Source organism: Pedobacter sp. W3I1 (assembly GCF_030816015.1).
Taxonomy (GTDB): Bacteria; Bacteroidota; Bacteroidia; order Sphingobacteriales; family Sphingobacteriaceae; genus Pedobacter.
Window position 1 is genome coordinate 4,209,551 of the sequence record NZ_JAUSXN010000001.1, and the last position, 20,124, is coordinate 4,229,674.

Consider the following 20,124-nt stretch of genomic DNA (forward strand, 5'->3'; position numbering starts at 1 on the left):
TAAAATTATTCAGTTTTCTATTTCAAAAAGACCGAAACTAATTAAAATAAATTGTAAAAAGCTGAGCAGAATATGGCTCGAAAGGCCCTGAAAATTACACAATCGATTGTTTGATGTACCGCAATCGATTGTGTAATTTTTCCTTATTTTATTCATTCTTTTTTTGATTAGCATTGTGCCAAATGTTTGTGTTTTCCCATCATTCAGTTATGAAAAAGCAACTAATTGGTTTTATATTTTGTATTCTATCCGCCTCCTATTGCCCATCGGTTTTAGCACAACAGGGAGCGGCGGCACCTTTTAAGATCAGTACAGAATCTTTTGTTCTAAACGGTAAACCATACGTGATCCGTTGTGGCGAACTGCATTTTGCCAGGATCCCAAAAGCTTACTGGAGGCAGCGCTTAAAAATGGTAAAAGCCGTTGGTTTGAATACCGTTTGTGCCTATCTGTTCTGGAACTTCCACGAAACTACGCCAGGCAAATTCAACTGGCAAGGACAGGCTGATGCGGCCGAATTCTGTAAAATAGCCCAGGAGGAAGGATTGTATGTGATTTTACGCCCGGGCCCTTACTCTTGTGCCGAATGGGAATTTGGTGGTTTCCCGTGGTGGCTGTTGCAAAAGAAAGACATTAAACTGCGCACACAGGATCCTTACTATCTGGAACGCAGTCGTTTATATCTGAAAGAAGTTGGACGTGTATTAAGCCCCTTGCAGATCACTCATGGTGGTCCAATCCTGATGGTACAGGTAGAGAACGAATATGGCAGTTACGGGAACGATAAAGATTACCTGTTAAAACTCAGAGACTACCTGAAAGAAGCCAAATTCGGTGTTCCGTTTTTCACCTGCGACGGAGTGGTCCAGCTAAAAAATGATGTCCAGAAAGACCTCTTTGCAGTGGTGAACTTCGGCAGCAATCCCGAAGCCGGTTTTAAAGCCTTACGCGAGGTTCAGCCCGAAGGGCCTTTAATGTGTGGTGAATATTATCCCGGATGGTTCGATTCATGGGGCAATGCTCACCATACCGGTTCAGCTGAGCGCATGGTAAAAGAGCTGGAATACATGCTCCAACAGCAAGCTTCATTCAGTATCTATATGATCCATGGTGGAACTTCATTCGGCTTATGGGCGGGAGCCAATTGCCAACCATACGTACCAGAAACTTCCAGTTATGACTACGATGCCCCCATCAGCGAAAATGGATCAGCCAATGCTAAATTCTATGCCTTACGTGAGATGCTGAAAAAGCATCTTCAACCAGGAGAAGTGCTACCCGACGTACCCCCAGCTATTCCGGTACAAAAAATCGCAGCATTTAACCTAACCAGTGTTGCCCCCATCTTCGCACAACTGGGCAAACCTATACTTTCTGATACGACCTTAAACATGGAAGATCTGGGCCAGGGATACGGAATGGTGGCTTATGAAACCACCCTTCCTGCCGGAGCGAAAAGTACACTCGACCTTGGAGAAGTGCATGATTATGCAGAAGTATACCTGGATCAGAAACTGATAGGTGTATTGAACAGAATGAAAAATGAGCACCGCATCAATCTGCCTGCATTAGCTAAAAACACCAGACTCCGTATACTGGTAGAAGCCATGGGCCGCGTAAACTTCGGGGAGTACATGCACGACCGTAAAGGTTTACTGGGTGAGGTTTACCGCATCTCCAATACTTCGAAATTGCAACTGAAAGGATGGAAACATTACACTATTCCTTTAGGTGAAGGAAATCCGGCATTTAGGTATAAGCCCATTGGAACAGCTGGCAAACTAAACGAACCAGCCTTTTATAAAGGCACTTTTACTCCTAAAAACAAAAACGATTTTTACCTGGACATGCGCTGGTTTAAAAAAGGTGTGGTTTGGATCAATGGACACTGCCTTGGCCGTTACTGGAATATTGGGCCTACTCAAACCATGTATGTTCCGGGCGTATGGTTACATGCAGGGAAAAACGAGGTCGTCGTTCTGGATCTCCATCGCCCGTTTGCAGCACGTTTACAGGGATTAGAAAAACCGATTCTCGATAGCCTTACTGAGGTGAAAGCCATCAGCAGCAACCATCGTAAAGCAGGACAGCAGTTTGGAAACAATTTAAGCAACTGATTTATAGCGGAACAATGCAAAATTCTGCTTCCTGGCAGATTTTTAATTTTCCATTAAAAACTGGCAGGTATATAGCCCTTGAAGCCTTAAACAACTTTGCCGAAGATACATTTACTTCACTCGCCGAGCTGGAACTTCTGGACGAAAATGGCAGACAAATTCCAAGAAATTTATGGAAGGTGGTGTATGCAGACAGTGAAGAGCTGAAAAGCCAGGATGGTAAATCAGAAAATGTGTTTGATCTTCAATATACGAGTATCTGGCATAGCCAATGGAAAGAGCACAGTCCAAAACACCCGCATCAGGTGGTTATTGATCTGGGCGCGCAGACCAGAGTTAGCGGTATAAAAGTATTGCCGCGACAGGATATGGAAACCGGCAGGATTAAGGACTTCAGACTCTATCTGGCCGGAAAATTATTTAATGGGCTATAATGGGTAAATGCTATTCCTGATGAGATTTAGCCCTTTATTCTTACGAATAAAAGAATAAGATCTCCTAACAGGAAAATATTACCCAATGACTCAACAATATTGGCATAACCACAAAACGATATCTAATTGTGTGGTATATTAATAGACCGAATATAAACCTAATCAGATATGAAACCGCAATTACTAAAAGTTTCAACAACACCTACGCAATCTTTTAGCGTGAGGAGGGACCTGGTTCCTTACATGAACAACAAATGGCATTATCATCCGGAGATTGAACTCATCCATCTAAAAAAAGGTGTGGGCACGCAATTTATTGGCGACAATATCAAAAGCTTTAGATCAGGGGATATTGTGTTGGTTGGCCCTCATCTGGCCCATTACTGGAGATTTGACGATTGTTATTTCAAAGATCAACCGAAAGTACAGGCCGACGTTAGGGTTGCACATTTTAGCGAAAACTTTTGGGGAGATCAGTTCCTGAATCTACCAGAAAACAAGGCCATTAAATCGTTATTAGAAAGCAGCAGAAGGGGCTTACAGGTAAATGGTAAAATTAAGGTAAAAGTAGCAGACCTTCTTGAAAAGATGCTGGAATCAGAGGGGGCTTCCCGTATCATATTATTAATGGAAGCACTCAACCTGATTGCCAACTGCAACCAAACGGTTAAACTCTCTTCCATCGGTTTTAAGCAGGATTATGATGAAACCTCCAATATTAAGATTAATGCGATATACAATTTCACACTAGAAAATTTCAGGAGGAAAATACACCTGGAAGAAATTGCAAATGTAGCGGTCATTAGTCCAAACTCATTCTGCAGGTACTTTAAATCTAAAACCGGTAAAACATATTCCAGGTTTTTAACCGAAATAAAGGTAGGACATGCCTGTCGTTTATTAATCGAGAACAAGCTCAATATTAAACAGTTATGCTATGAAAGTGGGTTTAACAACATGGCCAGTTTTCATAAATATTTCAAAATCACTACTGGAAAAAGTCCGTTAAGCTACCAGCGGGAATTCATTTCACAGGGTACGATATAATTTTCACAGGGATGCCATCCTATCCCTGTGAAAAATACAGATCTGAAATTTAGTCAACCATTATTCTATTAATGCCGCAGCTGTCCATAAAATCGGTACCTGCCCATGCATATCGCCCACTACCCTTTTACGGTCGAGGTAATATTGTTTATCGTTTTTCTTATTAGTGCCTTCACACACCTCCTTCACATCGGCATTTTCGTCCAGGTAAGATACGAGCCCTAGCCAGGCTTTTCTTGCCGCTGGAGCATATTTTTCTTTGTCTAGCCAACCTTTTTTAACGCCTACAACCATGGCATAAGCAAACATTCCGGTTGACGAACTCTCCTCCCAGGATTTAGGCTCGTCTATCAATTGCCTCCACATACCCGATGGTGCCTGGTAGGCCAATAATGCGCTCATCATCGTTTCATAGCCCTTCATAATCCGGGGGCGATCGGGATTGTTTGCCGGCAGGGAGGTTAACATTTCAGCCATACCGGCCGCCATCCATCCATTGCCCCTGGCCCAAAAGAAAGGAACATCCGGTGCATGATAAAATAAACCGTTTGGTTTTTGAAGTGAATCCAGGTACAATACCATTTCCCTAGCCGCCCTATTGATATATTTTTCATCCTTCGTAGCCCGGTAAGCTTGTGCCTGTAGTGTGGTAACCATAAACATATCGTCTATCCACATCCGCGTGTGCCATGTATAACCATTTTTAAAGGCTGCTTGTTGGGCTGGGGTAACCTTTACGCCAGAATCTGGCGTAGCCCATTGTTTATCAGCAATAGCTTGCCCCATTTCTTTGTATCTTTTGTCGCCTGTTTGTATAAAGAGCTGAAGCGGTACGGATCCAAAAACCGCATAATCCACATTGGTTACCGGAGGAATCATGCCAGCTTCCAGAGCGAACATAGGATCGAATCTTTTGATCAACTCATTTTTCAAACTACTATTAGCCGATGCTTTGGCGAACTTCAGTGCACCATACCAGGCACAGCTTTCTGCATATGTAATTACCCTGGGCGGGCTTGGTTTGTTAAAATTGGTGTGCGGAGTGGCTACAAACCTGGCGGCAACCCTGCGGCCTACTTCTTCTGGTGAAATACCTTTAGGCCATTTTTTTAAATCGGCAGACTGAGAAAAAACTATATACGGAAGCGCAAATAGCAGTCCCAGGATCACAATATTTTTTTTCATATACGTGTTTTAATTTGGTCAGTAAAAAGCTTAATCTATCGCTCCCGTTTTCATTTTTTCTTTTCCTGTTCCTTCGTACCAGGTTTGCATTTTGCCTTTTACTTCCACTTTAATTACACTGGCGACCTGATTTGGTGCATTAAGCGGGAGTTTAAATGTTAGCTGATCTTTATCTCTTTTCCAGTCTGCTTTTTTTCCGTTGTTCAATAACTGCGCGGATATCAGCTCATTCGACAAGCCTTTCACCAGCAGTTCGCCGTTTTTTGGCCATTCGAAAACAGAAAAATATAAGGTGGTATTTCCATTGGAAAGATTTTTTCTGGTAACCCTGCCCCAAGGTTGCGACTGGATGGGACTGGCCTGTGTAGCATATATGGCCTCACTATATATTTTCATCCATGCGCCCAGGTCTTTTAACCTTTCAACACTCGCCTCTGGAAAAGACCCATCTGGTTTTGGTCCAATATTCAGTAAATAGTTACCTCCTTTTGATGCAATATCTACTAAATTCCTGATCAGGGTAACCGACGATTTCCAGTTGGTATCCGAATTCCTGAATCCCCATGTACCATTCATGGTCATGCATGTTTCCCAGTCTTTGCCATCAAGCTCACTTAAATTCGGAATTTTCTGTTCCGGCGTTTTAGTATCTCCCGGAAAGTTAGGGCGTTTTAACCTGTCGTTTGTGATGATGTTGGGCTGTAAGTTTAATTGTTCCTTTAATTTTAAGGCAGCCTCATCGGTCATGTTTGTGGGCGTATCCCACCACAATACGGCAACATCACCATAATTGGTCATCAACTCTTTTACCTGAGGCACGGCAACCCGATCAATATATTGAGAGAAAGTCGCTGTCTCCTGTACCGGATCCCAATGCCCTTTATGTTCCTGGGTATAACTGTTTATTTTAGTGCTGTCAGGATTTGGCCAGCCCTCTGCCATTAACTTTCTCGCTGCTGATCCGCCCGCATTGCCCCAATCCTGCGCCTGTGAGTAATAAAAGCCTAATCTGATGCCGTATTTTTTACAGGCCGCTGCAAGAGGCTTTAGCAAATCCTTTTTATAGGGAGTGGCATCAACAATATCCCAATCACTTGCCTTAGAATCAAACAGTGCAAAGCCATCATGATGTTTGGCGGTGATGATCAGATACTTCATTCCTGCATCCCTGGCCATTTTCACCCATTGGTCAGCATCGAATTTTACCGGATTAAATTGTTTCGCTATTGCTTTATATTCGGCAACTGGTACTTTCATCCGATTCATAATCCATTCTGCACCGCCACGGCTTTGCTCGTGTCCGTTATATTCGCCAGCCAACTGGGCATATACCCCAAAATGGATGAACATCCCAAAGCGGGCTTCCCGCCACCATTCCATTTTGTCGTTTTTTGATACCTGCTGTTGAGATTTTACAATGGTAACAGAAAAAATAAATATCAAAAGCAGACAGCTAAGTTTCTTTATCATACTATTTTATTAAGAAATTGAAATTATTAATCTTTGTTTTTAAAAATACAATAATCAAAAATCCGTTATTAATCTGGCTTATTTAATTATTATCACCTGCACAGGTTTAAACCAGTTGGGGCCGATATGCTTTGCTTTTAATATGGAAAGTTGATCGCTATTTAGATTGGCTCCAGCTTTCTGACCTTTTAAACTCCAGATACCTTGCTGTTTTTCAAATTTTGCATCGATAACACTAAAGCCTTTGTCAAGATTTTGTGGAGCTGAGGTCGTGGCCAAGACATTTCCGCTAAAAACCGCATCAGCATTTCTGTCGACCCAGCTTACCGGATTAGCATCTACCTTTACCAGGTTATTCGCAACCACAACTTTCTGTGGGGGCAATATCCGATCGGCATTTTTACCTGCGCCTAAAGAAAAAGGCTCTTTACATTCTACAATTGTATTTGCTGTAATATCCGCGTATTTCACCTGCCAATGGCTTACCAAAATCGGATTGGGCAGGCCATCCATTACCGATATTGCCGCTCTTAAACCAGTACCGGTTAAACCTTGCAGATAATTATTGTATACTTTGTGATGCTCGCCGATCACGCGGATGCCACCTGTGTTTGCTATATTGTTCCCAATAAAAATGTTTCCATACACTTCGTTATAATTGCCATGGCGTAAGGTTAAAGTGCCTACACTTTCGAAAAATAGATTATTAGAAATGGTGTTTCTGCAAGATTTGACTGAAACAATCTCAGTCTCGCCATTACAATGGGCAAAAATGTTGGCATCCACTTTTGTGAATGAATCATACATAGACCAGGTGCTTGTGCCGATCCGGATGGTTTCGCCACCATTTCCTCCTATATCAGGCCTCGGACCAAAATAATTATGGTCTATCTGGTGATAATTAGGTTTATTTGAAAGCCAGACGACTAAAGTAGGTGCCTGATTGGTTTTACCTTCAAAATAACAATGATCTACCCTGTTATGATCGCCATACAGCGAAGCAAATGTATATTCTGTAGCCTTATCAAGCGGATTGTAACCGATAACCGATGAATTTGTTAAACGGCAATTAGCCGACTGCTCAGAAAATACAATCACATCTTCTCCTTTTGTAAAACCATTTTTAAAAGATACGCCATCTGTGATTAGCCATGTTCCATCAATTTTTAGCGATGATGCACCCGTAAAGAATACTTTTCCACCCTCCTCTGCGCTTAGCGTAATGGGCTTTTGCTGCGTGCCATTACCTTTAAAAAGCAGTTGTTGATTTGTCCATTCGCCATTTTTAAGGATTACCTTATCCCCCGGTAAAAGGTTTAAAGCAGCCAACTCAGCTGCCGAGCTTATTTTGTAATCTTTTGCAGATCCGTAGATCGAACAAGCAATGAGGATACCTGTTAGGTAAAAATTCAGTTTCATATCTTTGGTTAGTTATTTCAATAATTAGCGTTCTGCTACTTTTTATAGTTTTTATACCTCAGCAACGCTTCTAAATAATAATAATCGGCATAGCTCAGTGGTACATCAACTTCACTATTTGAGGGCTTTGAACCTGTGCTGTGCAATAAAATAAAACCTTTAGCTGTTCCTATCGGCGCAGCAAAAGCAGTACTTAAACTTTTTAAAATCTGATTTGCCTTTTGGTAGTAATTATTGCTATTCTTGCTGTATCTGCTTAATTCATACAAACCAGAAGCCATAACCGCTGCAGCAGATGCGTCTCTTGGTTCATTGGGAATTTGAGGGGCATCGAAATCCCAGTAAGGCACCAGATCTTTAGGCATATTTGGATGAGCAAAAATAAACCTGGCAATATTTTCCGCCTGTTTTAAATAGGCTGGATTTTTGGTGTACCGGTAACATAAGGTGTAACCATATAAAGCCCAGGCCTGCCCGCGTGCCCAGGCAGATGAGTTACGATAGCCCTGGTGAGTGGTTTTCTTGATTACCTTACCTGTTTCAGGATCATACTCTACCACATGATAAGAACTAAAATCTTCGCGGAAATGATTTTTCATGGTGGTGTTGGCATGGCTAACCGCAATTTTATGGAAGGCTGAATCTCCGGTTAATTTAGTTGCTTCGAATAACAGTTCCAGATTCATCATGTTATCGATAATCACAGGGTTAACCCATTTATCCCTGCTATGGTCCCAGGACAGGATTACTCCTGTTTTAGGATTAAAGCGGGTTGCCAAAGTTTTTGCTGCCGCGATAATAACCGCTTTATCATGTACATTTCCGGTTAAGCGGAAAGCATTACCTACACTACAAAAAACCTTAAAGCCCATATCATGCGTAGTGGCATTGTCTTTTTCTTTTTCTATAAATGAGGTAAAAGCCCTTGCTTCAGCGCGCCATTGGTCGGTTTTGTAGTATTCATCCAGATACCAAAGTACACCCGGAAAAAATCCACTTGTCCAATCTCTGCTCGCCACTAGTTTAAGCGCACCATGATCTAATGTTCGTGGAGAAACCTGCTCAGGTTTGCTGGCGTCGGCCGATTTTTTTATTTCCTGTAACATCAAACGGCTTTGGGTAGCAGCTTGCTGGAACGCTTTTTTAACATTTACATCCTGGGCAAAAACAGGGCTTTGCAGGAACAGTAAAATAATTGCTGGAATAAGGTAGCTAACTTTTATCATCATTGGTTTATAGGGATTAACTGAACTTCCAGCAATTTCATTAACTCATTTTTTAAAATATACTCCGGACTGATAATCTTCATTCTCATATTACTTTGTCATAAAGGTGAAACTTACTTTACCAATGGTATTTGGTTTTCCTTTTTCGGGTGTAGAAATACTTCCCTTTAAGTGGCCGTTTTTCAATCGTTCAACTTTAATTTTTCTCCAGGTAAAAGCTCCTTTTTCGAAATCAAAAGTCTCCCCATCATCGTCATACAAATTATATTCACTGGCTTTTTCGCCGTAGTGACGGATTTCGAGATCTACTTTTGCACCTAATTTAGGGGAGTGAAGTAAGGCTGGCATTAAGGGAATTATTCCACCATCTTTAACGTAAACAGGTATTTTATCCAAGCCAGGGCTTACGGTAATAACCTGTCCATCGCCAACAAAAGCACCGGTATAAAAATCATACCACCTGCCTTTGGGCAAAATCACTTTGCGTTCCGTTTGCCCGGTAAACATTGGTGCAACAAGCAAATATTCGCCTGCCATATATTGATCTTTAATCTCTTTAGAAACAGCTTCTGCATAGGGATTCTCTTCTAAATTATCATTGGCTTTTTTCTCTACTTTTGCCTCCTGTGTAAATCCTTCCTCTAAATTCATTCCCCTAAAAGGCGGTATACCTTCAAAATGGTATTTTGCCGATTCGCTATACCAATACGGCATCATTCTCATCCTTAATAAAGCATATTCCTTTACCTGCCTTGCTACATCGGGGTAAGTCCAGGGTTTTGTTCCACTTGCCCAGGCATTAATCATGGCCATCGGCGAGAAAACATTCGATTGGAACCTCCTTAGCCACTCCTCTCCTGTTTTAGAAGCCCTCACCTCTGGTGTCCACAGTACGCCTGCATAACCACTGTTAATGAGTGCGGTAACAAAGTCTTCATGGTTATAATAATCGTTATAAATTACATAAGGAAAAGAAGTTCCGCCTCCGTTTGATGCCCTAACCAAACCATAGGTACGTTTATTACTGTTTTTGAACATTTCTGCCGAATAACGCTGCATTAACAGCCCATAAGTTTGGCGCATCTGCTCAGCGCTTGTACCCGAAGGAAAAGTAGCTACATCAGGCCACAAATAATAATCATATCCGTCAACCTCATCAATTTTATATCCACTTATCCCGATTGCTACCTGGTCTTTTTGCAGCTGATCAAAGAAAAGCTGCCGTGCTTTTGGTAAAGTAAAATCGGGTACTGCGCCCAACCATACGGTATGCGAGCCTGTTAGCGGTCTAATTTCTTTATAAAAAGGTGCGTCTGGCGATACATAAGGATTAATCCAAAGATTTAACCTGATGCCTTTGGCCAGCATGCTTTTCACAAAACCGGCAGGCTCGGCAAACCTGTTTTTATCCCATGAAAAAGTGCCCGGATAAGCTTTACTTTGCCAACCAGGCTCCAGGCCGACAAAATCTAAGGGATAGCCCTTTTCTTCAAAACTATTGACCTCGTTTTCTACGTCGGCAGCAGTTGAACGCGTCATTACCCTTTGTGTAAAACCAAGCCCCCAGCGTGGTGGCAAATACCCGCCGCCGTTAAATAAATTATACCTTTTAATTGCATCTAAAGGTTTTGGGCCAGCAAAAACGTAAATTTCTACGCCTGCTGCCGGGACTAAAATTTCAACTTCGTCGCCATTATTGCGTGATGACCAGCTTTTATCGGCATTTCTGTCTTTTGGTAGCGGGAAATTTTTGCTGTCTTTCCTCATTCCGGTACCCGCCCATACTTTAATGTACCTTGCCGAGTTGATAAAAACGCCATATCCATTAGATGAAACATAAAAAGGCACCGGAGCGTGCGTTCTGCCATTATCTTTTCCGCCATAATGGTCTACATGTAGTTCCAAAATCTTCCCCCGCTGGTGTATGGTCTGGAAATTTAGTCCGAAACCATATAACTGCTCGCTTTTATCAAGTGGGATTCTTAAATAAGTTTTACCATCGTTAAGCTGGGCTGTTATGGCTTGATCAGAAAAAGGGAATGTCGCCTGACCTAATTTATTTAATGATTCGTGATTGGGTTTAGCACCCGAAGCTTTTAAAAGATCATAAACCTCTGGCGCACCAAATACACCTTTCCACACTCCGGGCTCTACTGGTGTCCAGGTGATTTCCTGGGCTTTTAAACCAAGATGCAGGTGAAGAAGAAGCAGAGCAAAAAATGACAATTTTAGCAATTTCATAGGAATTTTGTTGGCAAATACGGGCAAATGGGTACTTAACTATGTTTACATTCTTTTACTATGTAGAAAATACAGTAAAAACCGGGCAATCTTATTATTCCCGGTTTTATAGATTACAATGAAGGTGCCAGCGATGCTCCAAAAACGTGAACAACACCGTTGGTCGTGATATAACCCGCACTCCGGTCATTGGTTCTGTTGTTATGTACAATTGGTGCCTGGTCGCTGTTATTTAGAATTTTTAAATAAAAAATTCCATTTTCATCAAAGCCTTTGCCATTATTGGCATAACCCAACATTGATGATTTGGATAAGACCGCGTTTGCCGGCAAAATTGATTTTACAGGCACATTATTGGCATTGAGATTATCAAAATTATACTTGCCCTGACCAATCAGATATAAGAAATAATTCTTTACATCTTCTTTAGGATAATCGCTCCATTTGGTTGCGGGCTTCGTTATGGGCACGCCAGTAGTGGGATTAATACCCGTAACAATTGGGTAATCGAACCATAAACCTGCTGTTGGTATGTTACTGGTGGTCACTGTTACGCCATTGGTTGTTTTTGTTGGTAATACCCTAACGCTAAGATTATGCAGAAAAAGGAAGGTACGGTCACTTTTCTCGTATTCTGCAAGGTCAATACCCGCATAATCTAAGCCTAGTTTCATATACTTAAAAACGGTATCTGTCGGATCGTTCGCCATACCGGTACCGGCTGCCCTGTCTTCCAGAAACTTACGTGCCGATACCCCGATGTTGGGATCAAGCGTTTTCTTCACGTAATCATAATCCTTCTGACGGTCCAAACCGAACATTTTTCCGCAGCCGCTTTGGCTCATCGCGATCAGAATCAATAAGATTGAAGGCAATATTCTATTTTTAAAAACTTTCATTTCCATATCATTTAAAGCCCGCAACTTTAGGCAGGCCTATGTTAAAAATTAACCATTACTCGCCATAACCAGGATTCTGTACCAGTTTTTTATTAGAATTCATTACTGCCCTGCTCAATGGCCAATAAGAACGGCGCACATCTGTAAAACCAACTATATCGGTATTACCATTTCTAACCTGACGGTCTTTGAGCACTGGATCCATAACTTCTTTCACTTTGTTTGTTCTTACCAGGTCGAACCAGCGTTTACCTTCGCCGATGAGTTCATACTGGCGCTCTTCTAAAATTGCGTTCTCCATTGCTGCTTTAGCATTTACCTTAACATCGGTGGCCAGGTACTGATCTACATTGGCTCTTTTTCTCACAAAATTTAAATATTTAAGGGCATTCGGCAAATCGTTGTTTCCGTTGAGCGCCTCGGCATAGAGCAAATAAATATCAGATAACCTGTACATTGGCAAATAAACAGCCGTATTCTGGTTGTAATACAGGTTTAACTCTGTGGTAGGTATTGCCCCAACAGGGTTTGATGGACTTGGATAAAATTTCAGGAAGCGATCGCGGTTGTTGAGCGCCGGATTTGTAACCGCATATACATCCAGTGTTTGTTTAGGCCTGATATCGTTAGTATGAACAGGTTGAGTTTGAGGCAGAAAGTAACTGGCATATAAAAGCGGATCGACCTGCATCTGTCTGTTATTGGGCGAATAAGATATCTGCATACAGGCACAACTGTTTGTGGTAAAATCCCAGTGGATAGACCAAATGGTTTCTACGCTCGCAGCAGGAGCGGTAAATATACTTTTCCAGCTGGCCGTGGGTTCCAGGTTTGCATCAGATGTACCCGTATAGAGTGCTCCTTTAGGATTTCTGGCCTTAAACAGGTTATTGATCCAAAGAATGGCATTTGTATAGTCTTTTTTCCACATATAGGCATCTGCAAGGGCTGCACAAATCGCACCTTCATTCATGTAATAAACCGATGCATTCTGATTTTTAACGGTGAGGTCGTAAGCTGTTTTTAAATCTTTGATGATTACCTCATCTAAAATCTGCGCGGCCTTGGTCCGTTCCCGTTCTGCAGCAACCTGGCTATCTTCGTAAGGTTCTAACCAAACAGGTGCATCGCCCCAAACCCTCACGAGGTAAAAGTAAGAAATTGCTCTTATGGCATAAGATTGTGCAAGGTTTGCATTGACAACAGCCTGGGTAACATTATTATCTAAAGCGGGCACCCCTGGTATATATTTGATGTTGCTGTTCGCCCTGGCGATTACGGTATACAGTCTTGACCAATCTGCATATGGATTATCGGTGGTAAGGGCGTTTAGTGCAATCTCTGTGGTGTAAGTATTGGTATAGGAAAGAAAACGGTCAAAATTATCAGCCCTGAACTCGCCCCAATAATGGTAGCGGTCGTTAAACTGCGATTCGCCCACCATAGTGAGCTGAAAGGCAGAATACATCCCTGCCATAGCCGCATCAATATCATATTTAGATTTATAGAATTTATCGCTCGACACCTGAGAAACAGGCGCCTCTGTAAGAAATTTTTTGCAACTGCCCATAGTGAGCAATAGCATGAAAATACAGGTATATTTTATTGTTTTCATATTGCTAATTATAAACTGATGTTTAAACCAAACCCAAGTTCTCTTCTTTTCGGGTATTTCCCGGTGTCATCGCCAGGGGTTAATGGGTTAGAAGTGCTAAATTCAGGATCGTAGCCTTTATAGTTTGTCCAGGTTAATAAATTCGTACCGTATATAAATGCCGTTATCCCTTTGAGATACACCCGTTTTGTAAGGGCTGGATCCATACTATAGGCAAATCTCATACTGGCAAGCCTGATAAAAGAACGGCTTTCCAGATAGGCACTGTTGCCGTTTGCTTTTAAATTCCCTCTCGAAGGTCTGTTTGGATAGTAGGGATATTTTGCAATATCTCCGGGTTTTTGCCATGAGTTGTACAGCACATCTGGATTACCAGGACCGGTATTGGATGGATTATTTGCATTATACAACAGGCTATTGTAAATGTCTCCTCCTATCGATGCATTGAACAGCACATTCAGAGAAAATCTTTTGTAGTTAAATGTATTGCCAAAACCGATATTGAACTTAGGTTGGGCATTACCAATCACATGGCGGTCGCCATCATCGATCAAACTGTCTCTTTTAATGTTTGCCCATTCGGTATCTCCGCCAACAAGTTTACCTGAAGGATCGTACAGGTTATGAACCGTTCCACTGTAAGGCTGTCCGTTGAAAGTGTACTGAGCTTTTCCGTTTACATACAAAGGTTTGTTATCGGCACCCAATACCACGGTTAATTTATCCCAGCTGTCATTATAGGCATTAGATTCGTTCCATTGATAAACACCCAGGTTTTTCCAGCCATAAAAATCTCCGATTTTGCCACCTTCCTGAACATACCATTTGTTACCTGCAATAAATGGAACACCGCCTGCCAGCTCCTTAATTGTACCTCTTTCGAAATAAATATTTGCATCTATGTTCCATGAAAAATTCTTTTTAGAAATTGGTGTACCGGAAACGGTGAATTCGATCCCTTTGTTAACAATAGAACCAAGGTTAACAATAACCGTTGAAAAGCCCGTTTCTTTAACTAGCTGTCGCTGATATAACAGGTCTTTCGATTCCTTTTCATAAAGTTCGCCGGTGAAGTTCAATCTTCCTTTCAAAAAGGTAAGATCCAACCCCAGGTTTTTCTGGATTCCTGTTTCCCATTTAATCAGGCTGTTGCCTATCGTGGTATTATAGGCTGCCCCACCTATCCCATTATAATTTCCCTCGAACTGTACTTTTGTAATTGCGCCATAATCCTCGATCTGATCATTACCAACCCGTCCATAACTTGCACGGATTTTGGCATCATCAAGAAATGTTTTAGACCAGTCCATAAATTTTTCTGCAGAAAAACGCCAGGCCATCGATCCTGAATAAAAGGATCCACGTTTGTTCTCCGGGCCGAAACGGGAAGAACCATCATTGCGGTATACCGCACTTGCATAATACCTGCTCTTATAATCATAATTTACGCGAGCAAAAATAGCCTGGTTGGTATTGGCCGTACCGGTAGTATAAGTTTTCGACCCCGTAAGATAGGCTGGCAGCGTAACGGTGATCTCCTCACTTGCTGAATTTAGGTACTCCAGATGAAATACGCTCTGCGTTCTACGGATGGCATTTGCCCCCAATGTTGCACTCAAGGTATGGTCTTTAAACTTCTGGTTGTAGTTAAAATAGGTTTGTGCTTCGTATCTGAAATTTTTGGTCAGTTCATTTATACCGTTGTTTGTATTGCGGTTTGGACTTACATAACGTGGTGCAAAAAACGTATACTGTGGATTTTCATAAGCCAGGTTAAAAAGTGTAGTCCATTTAATATGCTTGGTGATATCAAAATCCAACTGGTTGTTGATCTGTGCCGAATAGGTTTCGGTTTTATTGATTTCGTACATCGCATTTGCAACAGGGTTTCGCTTCGAGGCGATGTAACTTGTTAATGCCCCATCAGGATAATAAATCAGTGAGTTTGCCGGCCTGTCGAAAATAACATTTACCGTTCTCGCGATGGGTATTTCATTCTTGGTTTGATAATAGAGCGAAAAATTGGAAGTATACTTAAGTTTTGGCAGTGCCTGATAAGAGATATTCAACCTGGTTTGAAGTGATTTGGCAAAACTGTTGATCACAATAGATTTATCGTCGATATAATTAACGCTTGAATAATAGTTGAAGGTTTTAGAAGCTCCTGCCAAACTCGCATTTACCTGGTTGCGCTGACCGGTATTACCCAACAACAGATCCTGGAGGTCATTATCTGAATTAAAAGAAACGTTTAATGAATCCGTATTTGAGCCCGCGGTGATCAAATCCTCCGTTCTGTAACCTTCTAAAAGCCCTAACCTCCTCAGAGTTGCTCTGCGGGAGTTTATGTGCAAGTTTGCCAAACAGATGTGTGTACTGCACATCCACCCTGGGCTTACCCTCAACACCTTTTTTTGTTGTAATTAAAATTACACCATTTGCGGCCTGTGCACCATAAATAGAAGCAGAAGCTGCATCTTTCAAAATTTCAATGCCTGCAATATCCAATGGATTAATGTTTCTGCCATTGTCTGTAATTACACCATCAACCACGTAAAGCGGGCCTGCACCACCGTTTAAGGTCGTAACCCCTCTAATCTGAACGGTTCCCTCTCCGCCAGGGCCGCCATCGGTAGTAACAGTTACCCCTGATGCTTTTCCCTGCAGTGCGTTCAACAGATCTACTGGTTGTCGCTCCTGAATATCTTTGGCCGAAACAGAAGAAACCGCAGAACTTAGGTCGCTTCTTTTAACTTTACCGCCAAAACCGATTACAACCACATCGTCTAGCGCGCTTGACGCATCTTCCAGCACAACATTCATTGCGCCGTCGCCAACCTTCCTTTCCATAGTGGTATAGCCAATCATGTTAAACTGAAGAATGGCGTTCGGGGCTACCGAAATAGTAAATTTACCATTATTATCAGTCGATACGCCACCGGTTTGATCTTTTACCCTAACCGTTACACCTGGCAGGGCTGCACCACTACGGTCTTTTACGGTTCCTGACACCTTAGTTTGCCCCTGAGCAAAAACACCAGTATTGATCAAAGTCAGCAAACATGCAAATACTGCTACTTTCAGCAGAATGCGATGCGCAGAGAAAAATCTTGTAAATTTTCTTTTCATACCGCTGAATTAAAAGTGAGTGGAAAGTGGACTGGATAGACAGGTTGATTGGCCCGATTGGTGACGTTTAACAAATTACTTGTAAAAAAACGCCAATGGTTTTCAAACCCTTGGTAATTTCTGTTACTCATACGATTTAGTTTTATATTTGGTTACTGCAATTAAAGTATAAAACCAGAAATAGTTGATGCAAGAATTGGCGAATTAATCAACTATATTGGCAGATCGCTCATCTATGTTCAGAAATACCTTTCTGACTGGAATGGCAATAATTATCCCCTACCAGGTATAACTAGCGCTGCAATTGAGCCGGTATTGTGCATACAAATTTAAAATCCGTTTATGGTGATGATGTCAAAATAGCTTTTAAACGGATCTGGTATAATTAATAGCTGAAAGAATTAATATAAATAACTGACAACCAAATATTTAATAAAAATTAATCTCATCAGAGAAAACTAATGAGCATCCCATCTACAAATGGATTCTAAAATCTCAGAATGAAATCGGACAACAAAAAAATAAACTACCCCGCTTTCGGTGCTGTATGCAATGGTTGGTTAGTAATCTGCAGAAGTAATCAAATAAGTTTCACCTTTTTTAACTTCAAGTTCATAAAGATAACTTTGCTTTAAATTGAGCGGCTGCAACGCTGTTTTGCTATGGTTGAGATATGGCGTTTCCACTACATTTTCAATACCATCTGCTCGCGGGCCTGCATTCAAATTGTTAATCTTAATTTTAGTAAATGTCCTGATTGTACATTTCCCAGTTCTATTTGCTTTAATGGATGCCGTTTTGAGCATCCCGTGCGCCCATTGTATCCCTACATTATAATCGCCTCTTGCTTTAATTCCCTCTATTTTCCCCGATGGCCATGCATCAGGCAGTGCAGGTAGCAAAACCAGTTCGCCATAATGGCTCTGTAGCAGCATCTCTGTTATCCCGGCGGTAGCCCCAAAGTTACCGTCGATTTGAAAGGGAGGATGTGCATCAAAAAGATTTGGATAGGCTCCACCACCACTCATCTGCCCTTTTGGGGAAAGCGGATCAATATAATTTAATGCCGATAGCAGCACCTGATAAGCATGATTGCCATCTTGCAACCTCGCCCACCAATTTGTTTTCCATGCCATAGACCAGCCGGTACTAACATCTCCACGGTGAAGTAAGGATTGTTTGGCTGCCGATGAAAGTGAAGGATTTGCATAAACATTGATCTGATCGGCTGGATAAAGCCCGTAAAGCTGAGAGATGTGTCTATGTTGGTCTTTAGGGTCATCCCAATCCTGAAACCATTCCTGCAGCTGTCCATATTGTCCAATCTGATAAGGATATAACCTGGCTTTAGCCTTTTTAAGCCGCTCTGCAAAAGCATAATCAGTTTTCAAAACCTGCGAGGCCTGTATGCACTGCTCAAAAAGTTCCCTGATAATTGACATATCCATTGTAGAGGCAATGCTCAATTGATAGGATTTGTCCTTTATTTTAACTACATTTTCTGGAGAGGTGGAAGGATTGGTAACCAGATAACCCGTTTTAGGATCTTCTATTAACCACGCTAACATAAATTCGGCAGCACCCCTCATTAAAGGATAACCCGTTTTTTCCAGAAAAAGGGTATCATTGGTATAGCGGTAATGTTCGAACAGGTGAGTACTCAGCCAGGCACCTGCCATTGGCCAGGCGGTTTTTCTGGGCATTTCCCGTTCATCCTTATCAAAGGCACCAACCGGTGAGGTTTTAGCCCAGATATCCGAATTGTGATGGGCTACCCACCCTTTACCGATATTATAATTTACCCTGGCTGTTACTGCCCCATTAACCGAAAGGTTTTTGATGAGGTTAAATAATGGCTCATTGCACTCGGTAAGATTGGTATTTTCTGCCAACCAATAATTCATCTGTGTATTGATATTGGTCGTATAGTTACTGCCCCATGGTGGCTGTACCAGATCATTCCATAATCCTTGCAGGTTTGTAGCCTGACCTCCTTTTCTTGAGCTTGAAATTAACAGATACCTTCCATATTGATAATAGAGCGTCAGCAGATTATGATCGGGAACCGGGTTGCTCTTAAAATGCAGTAACCGTTCATTCGTCGGCAATTGGTCCGATTTCAGATCCGGATCGCCAAGTTCAAATTTTACCCTGTTAAAAAGACTTTGGTAATCGCTCAAATGCTTTGTATAAATCTGCGAACTACCTTTTCCAATGGCTTTGTTCATATTTAAGCGCGTTTGTACCGAAGGATCTTTACCTGCTAAACCTGCCGATTGATTAAAACCATTAAAACTTGTTGCGCCTGTGAGGTAGATGATCACTTCTGTTGCCTTGCTTACTGTTAAATTTGAAGAGGTACTTTTTACGGTTCCACCAACATTTGCCACTTTTACCCTGATCTGAAAATTCATCCCCTCTTTTTCATCATACACCACCTGTTGTGGATCATAATCTCTTGCAGCCACATACTTTGGCGCTTTACCGTTCAAAATCAGTTGTTGTTGAGCTGAACTTGCAACAGTATATTTCAGTTTGCTGGTTAAACCAAGCTTGAAACTGATGGAATTTGCCTTGCTGGCCGTTATCTTCATCACCAATACCTGATCAGGATAACTCATGTAAGTCTGTCTGGTATAGTTTATTCCATTTACGGTATACTTTACCAACGATACCGCATTAGCAAGATCAAGTTCGCGATAGTAATTCGTAAAAGCAGCATTGTTGTGGTCAAACTCCAAAAACAAATCACCCATTGGGAGATATCTTGCCGAGTAGGGTCCCTGCATTTTACTCCAGAGTGCCGTTGCATTTAGATAATCACCTTCAAACATTGCTTTCCTTACCTGTGGTAGCAGACTTGGCCCATCAGGGTTATTTCCAGGTTCGGGATAACCAGACCATAGCGTACTTTCATTTAACTGTAACCGTTCGCGCTGCACGTTTCCGAATACCATGGCGCCCATTTTTCCGTTACCTAAGGGCAGCGCCTCTTCCCAAACCCTGGCAGGTTGGTCGTACCAAAGCTTTAGTGGTCTGGAAATGATTTTTTGAGCATTAGCCCTTGTAGCACCAAGGCATAAAAAGCATACCACTAACTGAAAAATTAAAACATTTCTTTTATTACTAATGATCTCCATATAAGGATATAATAAATATTTGGTTAGGGTCGGTTTTTATATTTGATCTGCAACTACGTGATAATCCTTTAGGATTTATTCTTCAGAATTATCCATTTAGTCAACAAAATTGACATCAACCGGTAACCTTTCACTTAAAGCTAGGCCAATTTTGTTTAATATCCTGTAAATATGCTTGACTAATGGCTGTCGATTTAATATT

13 protein-coding genes are annotated in these 20,124 nt (G+C 41.6%); 3 read left to right on the plus strand and 10 right to left on the minus strand.

Translation table 11 applies throughout. The features are described from left to right. Positions 1 to 209: 209 nt before the first annotated feature. The 3 genes from QF042_RS17230 (at position 210) to QF042_RS17240 (ending at position 3,598) form a co-directional block, all read left to right on the plus strand. Positions 210 to 2,117, plus strand: coding sequence for a beta-galactosidase family protein (locus tag QF042_RS17230; protein WP_307530616.1), 1,908 nt, complete (start codon positions 210 to 212; stop codon positions 2,115 to 2,117). Positions 2,118 to 2,131: 14 nt separating this feature from the next. Then, positions 2,132 to 2,551, plus strand: a complete 420-nt coding sequence (locus tag QF042_RS17235; protein ID WP_307530618.1) for a discoidin domain-containing protein — start codon at positions 2,132 to 2,134, stop codon at positions 2,549 to 2,551. Positions 2,552 to 2,719: 168 nt separating this feature from the next. Beyond that, a complete protein-coding gene (locus tag QF042_RS17240) occupies positions 2,720 to 3,598 on the plus strand; it encodes a helix-turn-helix transcriptional regulator (RefSeq protein WP_307530620.1) in 879 nt (292 codons plus the stop codon). A 60-nt stretch (positions 3,599 to 3,658) separates the two neighbouring features. Here QF042_RS17240 and QF042_RS17245 read toward each other — a convergent pair whose 3' ends face one another. From QF042_RS17245 to QF042_RS17290, 10 genes are all read right to left on the minus strand, one after another. Beyond that, entirely contained in the window at positions 3,659 to 4,783 is a 1,125-nt protein-coding gene (locus QF042_RS17245; protein WP_307530622.1) for a glycoside hydrolase family 105 protein, read from the minus strand. A 30-nt stretch (positions 4,784 to 4,813) separates the two neighbouring features. Continuing rightward, positions 4,814 to 6,253, minus strand: coding sequence for an alpha-L-fucosidase (locus QF042_RS17250; RefSeq protein WP_307530623.1), 1,440 nt, complete (start codon positions 6,251 to 6,253; stop codon positions 4,814 to 4,816). A gap of 78 nt (positions 6,254 to 6,331) precedes the next feature. Then, positions 6,332 to 7,672, minus strand: coding sequence for a polysaccharide lyase 6 family protein (locus QF042_RS17255; RefSeq protein ID WP_307530625.1), 1,341 nt, complete (start codon positions 7,670 to 7,672; stop codon positions 6,332 to 6,334). 35 nt (positions 7,673 to 7,707) lie between these two features. Then, a complete protein-coding gene (locus QF042_RS17260) occupies positions 7,708 to 8,901 on the minus strand; it encodes a glycoside hydrolase family 88 protein (RefSeq protein WP_373459076.1) in 1,194 nt (397 codons plus the stop codon). 87 nt (positions 8,902 to 8,988) lie between these two features. Beyond that, positions 8,989 to 11,139 (minus strand): TIM-barrel domain-containing protein, encoded by a 2,151-nt coding sequence (locus QF042_RS17265; protein WP_307530627.1) that lies wholly within the window; start codon positions 11,137 to 11,139, stop codon positions 8,989 to 8,991. A gap of 113 nt (positions 11,140 to 11,252) precedes the next feature. Continuing rightward, on the minus strand, positions 11,253 to 12,038 hold the full coding sequence (locus QF042_RS17270; protein ID WP_307530629.1) for a hypothetical protein: 786 nt from the start codon (positions 12,036 to 12,038) through the stop codon (positions 11,253 to 11,255). A 55-nt stretch (positions 12,039 to 12,093) separates the two neighbouring features. Next, positions 12,094 to 13,653 (minus strand): RagB/SusD family nutrient uptake outer membrane protein, encoded by a 1,560-nt coding sequence (locus QF042_RS17275; RefSeq protein WP_307530631.1) that lies wholly within the window; start codon positions 13,651 to 13,653, stop codon positions 12,094 to 12,096. Between the two features lie 8 nt (positions 13,654 to 13,661). Then, entirely contained in the window at positions 13,662 to 15,938 is a 2,277-nt protein-coding gene (locus QF042_RS17280; RefSeq protein WP_307530633.1) for a SusC/RagA family TonB-linked outer membrane protein, read from the minus strand. Next, entirely contained in the window at positions 15,892 to 16,782 is an 891-nt protein-coding gene (locus tag QF042_RS17285; protein WP_307530635.1) for a TonB-dependent receptor plug domain-containing protein, read from the minus strand. The genes QF042_RS17280 and QF042_RS17285 overlap by 47 nt, the downstream gene beginning before the upstream one ends. A 560-nt stretch (positions 16,783 to 17,342) precedes the next feature. Next, complete coding sequence (locus QF042_RS17290) at positions 17,343 to 19,922, minus strand: glycoside hydrolase family 95 protein (protein ID WP_307530637.1); 2,580 nt, start codon at positions 19,920 to 19,922, stop codon at positions 17,343 to 17,345. Positions 19,923 to 20,124: the final 202 nt, after the last annotated feature.